Here is a 4,566-nt window from a genome sequence, read left to right as displayed (position 1 = left end):
CCCTCCACCACGGAGGGGGCCCGCCCTTCGGCTGTTCGTCCGTCGACGGCTACGGCAGGGCCAGCATCCGGTCCAGCGCCGCCTTGGCGTACGTCTCGGTCTCCGGGTCGACGGTGATCACGTTCGGCACCCGGCCCTCGACCAGCGACTCCAGCGCCCAGACCAGGTGCGGCAGGTCGATCCGGTTCATGGTCGAGCAGAAGCAGACCGCGCGGTCCAGGAAGACGATCTCCTTGTCCGGGTGCGCCTTGGCCAGGCGGCGGACCAGGTTCAGCTCGGTGCCGATGGCCCACTTGGAGCCGGGCTCGGCGGCGTCCAGCGCCTTGATGATGTACTCGGTCGAGCCCACCATGTCGGCGGCCGCGACGACCTCGTGCTTGCACTCGGGGTGCACCAGGACGTTCACGCCGGGGATCCGCTCGCGGACGTCGTTCACCGAGTCCAGGCTGAACCGGCCGTGCACTGAGCAGTGGCCGCGCCAGAGGATCATCTTGGCGTCCCGCAGCTGCTCGGCGGTCAGGCCGCCGTTCGGCCGGTGCGGATTGTAGACCACGCAGTCGTCCAGCGAGAAGCCCATGTCCCGCACCGCGGTGTTGCGGCCGAGGTGCTGGTCGGGCAGGAAGAGCACCTTCTGGCCCTGCTCGAAGGCCCACTCCAGGGCGCGCTTGGCGTTGGAGGAGGTGCAGATGAGGCCGCCGTGCCGGCCGGTGAAGGCCTTGATGTCGGCGGAGGAGTTCATGTACGAGACCGGGACGGTGACGTCGGCTATGCCGGCGTCGGTCAGCACGTCCCAGCACTCGGCGACCTGCTCGGCGGTGGCCATGTCGGCCATCGAGCAGCCGGCCGCGAGGTCCGGCAGGACGACCTGCTGGCGGTCGCTGGTGAGGATGTCCGCGGACTCGGCCATGAAGTGCACGCCGCAGAAGACGATGTACTCGGCCTCGGGGCGGGCCGCCGCGTCGCGGGCGAGCTTGAAGGAGTCGCCGGTGACGTCGGCGAACTCGATCACCTCGTCGCGCTGGTAGTGGTGGCCGAGGATGAAGACGCGGTCGCCGAGCGCGGCCTTGGCCGCGCGGGCGCGCTCGACGAGGTGGGGGTCGGAGGCCGGGGGGAGGTCACCGGGGCATTCGACGCCGCGCTCGCTGTTCGGGTCGGCCTCACGGCCGAGCAGCAGCAGAGCGAGCGGCGTCGGAGTGGGGTCGACGCCGTGGGTCTCGGTGATGGTGGTGGTCACGGGCGGGTGCCCTTCTGTGCGGCCGAGCTAGCGGTGGGGCCTTTTCGTCTAACTGACGCTATCTATTCTAACCGCTTAGCGTCAGAGTGACGATGGCCATCCTGTCGATGTGACGAGAACCGCTCGTCGAATCGGATGCTTCCGGGCGTGGCCGAATCGATACTTCGAAGCCGACGGGTATGGCTGAGCCCATGAAAGCAATCGCGATCAACCGCTACGGCGGCCCCGAGGTGGTCGAGTACACCGACCTGCCCGACCCCAAGGTCGGGCCCGACTCCGTCCTGGTCGAGGTCCGGGCGGCCGGGGTGAACCCGGTGGACTGGAAGGTCCGGGACGGCGCCCTGGACGGCATCCTCGACGCGCACTTCCCGCTGGTCATGGGCTGGGACCTGGCCGGCGTGGTCCGCGCGGTCGGCGGCGGGGTCACCGAGTTCGCCCCGGGCGACGAGGTGTACGGCTACGTCCGAAAGGACGCCGTCGAGCACGGCACCTACGCCGAGCTGGTCTCCGCCCCGGTCCGCACCCTGGCCCGCAAGCCGGCCGCGCTGGACTGGGCGCAGTCCGGCGGCCTGCCGCTGGCCGGGCTCACCGCCCTGCAGGGCCTGCGGGCGCTGCGCCTCGCCGAGGGGGAGACCGTCCTGGTGCACGCCGCCGCGGGCGGGGTCGGCCACCTGGCGGTTCAGGTGGCCCGGGCCCGCGGCGCCCGGGTGATCGGCACCGCGGCCGAGCGCAACCACGACTTCCTGCGCGGCCTCGGCGCCGAGCCGGTGGTGTACGGCGAGGGCCTGGCCGACCGGGTCCGCGCGCTCGCCCCCGACGGGGTGGACGCGGCCCTCGACCTGGTCGGCCACGGCGCCGTCCAGCTCTCGGTCGGCCTGGTGGCAGACCCGGGCCGGATCGCCTCGATCACCGACTACGGGGTCAAGGCGCTCGGCGGCCGGTACGTCTGGGTCCGCCCGGACGCCGACGACCTCGCCGAGCTGGCCGCGCTCGCCGACGACGGTCGGCTGACCGTCACCGTCGCCTCCACCTTCCCGCTGGCCCAGGCCGCCTCCGCCCAGGCGCTCAGCGCCGAGGGCCGCACCCGGGGGAAGATCGTGCTACTCGTCCCGTGACGGCCGCCCGCCCGTCATCCGACGGCGGTGAACTCGTCCAGGTCATCCGCCAGAATGGTGGCGAACCGTTTCGGCAGTGGCAGCCCGCCGCCGGAGCGCCCCGCCGAACCCCCCGTACGACCCGTGGAGCCCCTCACCCATGACCAGCAGCCGAGCGCACGAGGTGATCGGGGCCGACCTGGACGAGACCGACCGGCTCCTGCTCGCCCGGCTCGGCAGCGACGGCCGCGCCTCGTACGCCGAGATCGGCCTACAGGTGAACCTCTCCGCCACCGCCGTGCGCCGGCGGATCGACCGGCTGCGGGCGCGCGGCGTGGTGCGGGGCTTCACCGTGGTGCTCGACCCGTCCGTGCTGGGCTGGCAGACCGAGGCCTTCGTCGAGGTCTACTGCCGCGAGCGCACCGCCCCCGAGGAGATCCTCGCCAGCCTGCGGCAGTTCCCCGAGGTGGTCGCCGCCTGGACGGTCACCGGCGACCCGGACGCCCTGGTGCACCTGCGGGCCGCCGACATGCGCCACCTGGAGGCCGTCATCGAGCGCATCCGGCGCGAGCCCGGAGTGCAGCGCAGCCGCTCCTCGGTGGTCCTCTCCCAGCTCATCGGCTGACCGCCCGCGACCGCCTCCGGACCGTACGCAGGAATCCTGCGCGGACCCGTCCGAAGACGCCCGAAACCTGCCTGACCAGCCGCGTTCCGACGCGCGGGGAGGGCCCGGTGCTGCCTACGCTGATCACGTCCGGTCGTCGCGGTGAAGCGTCCCGCCGACCGGACGCCCCCCGACACCCCCACGCCGAGAGGGACCGCCGTGTCCGCAGCACCCGACCGCATGCACCGGCCCGACAACGAGCTGGTCGACCTGGTTTTCGACTACATGCGGGAGCGGCTGCAGTACGACCCCGTCCCGCTCGACCACCCCGGTGACGGCGAGCACCTGCGCACCCAGCTGGCCGGCCTGCTGAACCAGGACGGCAACAACCCGGTCGACGTGCTCAAGCTCTACGACCACGAGCTGTCCCGGGCGGTCATCTCCGCCGACAGCCCGCGCTACCTGTCCTTCATCCCGTGCGCCCCGACCAAGGCCGCGCTGCTGTTCGACATGGTCGTCTCCTGCGCCTCCCTCCAGGGCATCTCCTGGCTGGAGGCGGCCGGCGCGATTGCCGCCGAGAACCAGGTGCTGCGCCTGATCGCCGACCGCGCGGGCCTGCCCCAGTCGGCCGGCGGCTGCTTCGTGTCCGGCGGCTCGGCGGGCAACCTCTCCGCCCTGGTGGTCGCCCGCGACACCGCCCGCCGCCGCCTGGGCGTCGGTCCGGAGGCCCGGCTGCGGATAGCCGTCGCCGACCAGGTGCACTCCTCGGTCAAGAACACCTTCAACATCATCGGCGTCGAGGCCTTCAAGGTCCCGACCGTCAACCGGCGCTTCACCGGCGAGGCGCTGCGCGCCGCCCTGGCCGCCGACCCGAACCCGGAGACGGTGATCGCCGTCGTCGGCACCGCCGGCACCACCAACGAGGGCATCGTCGACGACCTGGCCGGCCTGGCCGAGGTCGCCCGCGAGCGCGACCTGTGGTTCCACGTGGACGGCGCCTACGGCGGTGCGGGCCTGTTCGCCCCCTCGGTGCGCGAGCGCTACAACGGCATCGAGCACGCCGACTCCTTCGTGGTCGACCCGCACAAGTGGCTGTTCGCCCCCTTCGACTGCGCCGCGCTGATCTACCGCAACCCGCAGCTCGCCCGCGCCGTGCACACCCAGGACGCCTCCTACCTGGACGTCCTGCACACCGAGGGCGACGAGTGGAACCCCACCGACTACGCCTACCACCTGACCCGGCGCGCCCGCGGCCTGCCGCTCTGGTTCTCGCTGGCCGTCCACGGCGTCCAGGCCTACACCGACGCCATCGAGGCCGGCCTCACGCTGGCCCGGGAGACGGCCCGGCTGATCCGCGAGAGCGAGCACCTGGAGCTGCTGTTCGACCCGCAGCTCTCGGCGGTCTGCTTCAAGCGCAAGGGCTGGACCAACGACGACTACTACCGCTGGTCGCAGCAGCTGCTCGCGGACCAGATCGGCTTCGTCACCCCCACCGGCTGGGACGGCGAGACGGTCGCCCGCTTCGCCTTCCTGCACCCGGGCACCACCATGGAGATGGTCAAGGAGATCCTGGACACCATGGTCTGAGCCCCCCGACGTCCGTACGGCCCCCTCCCGGAGCGCTCCGGGAGCTG

Annotated in this window: 4 protein-coding genes; 3 read left to right on the top strand and 1 reads right to left on the bottom strand. The window is 72.3% G+C overall.

Features of this window, described 5'->3' with window-relative positions; genetic code table 11:
- Positions 1-49: 49 nt before the first annotated feature.
- Complete coding sequence (gene nadA / locus ACFU6K_RS32175; RefSeq protein WP_234348387.1) at positions 50-1,234, bottom strand: quinolinate synthase NadA; 1,185 nt, start codon at positions 1,232-1,234, stop codon at positions 50-52.
- A gap of 191 nt (positions 1,235-1,425) precedes the next feature.
- Here nadA and ACFU6K_RS32170 point away from each other — a divergent pair, with 191 nt between their 5' ends.
- The 3 genes from ACFU6K_RS32170 to ACFU6K_RS32160 all read left to right on the top strand — a co-directional run bounded on the left by ACFU6K_RS32170 (position 1,426) and on the right by ACFU6K_RS32160 (position 4,519).
- Positions 1,426-2,349, top strand: a complete 924-nt coding sequence (locus ACFU6K_RS32170; RefSeq protein ID WP_380669041.1) for an NADP-dependent oxidoreductase — start codon at positions 1,426-1,428, stop codon at positions 2,347-2,349.
- 139 nt (positions 2,350-2,488) lie between these two features.
- On the top strand, positions 2,489-2,953 hold the full coding sequence (locus ACFU6K_RS32165; protein ID WP_360207502.1) for an Lrp/AsnC family transcriptional regulator: 465 nt from the start codon (positions 2,489-2,491) through the stop codon (positions 2,951-2,953).
- A 198-nt stretch (positions 2,954-3,151) separates the two neighbouring features.
- Complete coding sequence (locus ACFU6K_RS32160; RefSeq protein ID WP_380669038.1) at positions 3,152-4,519, top strand: pyridoxal phosphate-dependent decarboxylase family protein; 1,368 nt, start codon at positions 3,152-3,154, stop codon at positions 4,517-4,519.
- Positions 4,520-4,566: the final 47 nt, after the last annotated feature.

It is taken from the genome of Kitasatospora sp. NPDC057512, from assembly GCF_042802135.1.
GTDB lineage: Bacteria > Actinomycetota > Actinomycetes > Streptomycetales > Streptomycetaceae > Kitasatospora.
The sequence above is the reverse complement of the archived record's forward strand: the minus strand, read 5'-3'. Positions and strand labels throughout refer to the sequence as shown.